Annotated in this window: 1 protein-coding gene; it reads right to left on the reverse strand. The window is 52.5% G+C overall.

Features of this window, described 5'->3' with window-relative positions; all coding sequences use genetic code 11:
- Positions 1 to 326 precede the first annotated feature (326 nt).
- The coding region (locus IQ260_RS30685) for a TldD/PmbA family protein (RefSeq protein WP_193996817.1) at positions 327 to 1,222 on the reverse strand (896 nt) is incomplete at its 5' end.

Consider the following 1,222-nt stretch of genomic DNA (forward strand, 5'->3'; position numbering starts at 1 on the left):
ATCTTCAACATGAAAATATCTGGCGTTGCTGATCCGCAGTATGACTTCATCTGCAATATGCCGGTACGGAGCATTTTTAACAGATGGGTCTATCCTCAGAATTAGCCACGGCAAATATCTAAATCTGGTGAATGATGTGTTGACACCGATGAAAGGACAGTGTACCGATACAATCAGGCATCTCATCTTACGCAAGAATGGCCGTGAATTCAGCCATTTTTCCTGACACTTAAGACAAGCTTCAAGTTAGTTCAAGGGACAGCTTCACACAGCCCTGGTAAACCACAAAATGAGTGGGTCTGATGCACTGCCTGGCCTGATGAGTACTATTCTCCCGTGATCGATAGCTCATCTACCCACACATGGGGAGCCACACCGCTGGGGGTAATTTCTTCATCAGGAGAGACATAAATAATCGACTGGAGCAGCTGATGGAAATCACCAGCGACGGTGGCCGATTCAATGCTGGTGCGTTGCCCCTTGTGGACTAGCCAGCCGTCAAAGGGGAGGGAGAAAGATCCTTGCAGGGCATTGACCCCGGCGTGGAGAGCCTGCAAATCATCAATCAGAACCACATTTTCTGCCCCTTCCAGGCTGTAGGTGGTGTCTGCGGCTTCGCCCTGGGTCACATGGAGAAAGTGGGAGCCCACACTGACTTTGGCACCGATGCTAGCGTGGCCAGTGGGGGTGGCCCCCAGACGCTTGGCAGTTCCTGCACTGTGGAGAAAATGTGTGAGTACGCCTTTTTCAATAATGGGCAGACGGCGGGTGGGGGTACCCTCACCGTCAAAGGTTTCTGGACCAACATTGCCGGGATGCAGGGCATCGTCATAGATCGACAGTAGGGGTGAGGCCACGGCAGTATTTAGGCTCTCGGCGGTGGACAGACTGCGCTTATCGAGCACACTCTGGGCGTTGTACAGATTGCCAAAGGCCCGGATCAGACTCAAAAATGCGCTCGGCGAGAAGACAATACGATATTTGCCCGACTCGATTTTTTTGTACTCTAGATGGCTGAGGGTTTTGTCGGTGGCTTCTTGCAAACAGCCATCGACATCCAGCTGGTCGGGACCCACACCAATGCGTACGGCGTGGCCAGAACGGGGTTTGCGACCCTCCTGCTCAGTTTTGGTGTAGAGATAAACCGATGCGGAGGTGCGGGCTTCGCTGCGCTTGGCTCCGTCACTGTTGACATAGAAATATTCCACCGCATTTTGAGAGA

The sequence above is a fragment of the Leptolyngbya cf. ectocarpi LEGE 11479 genome (genome assembly GCF_015207065.1).
Lineage (GTDB): Bacteria > Cyanobacteriota > Cyanobacteriia > Phormidesmidales > Phormidesmidaceae > Leptothoe > Leptothoe ectocarpi.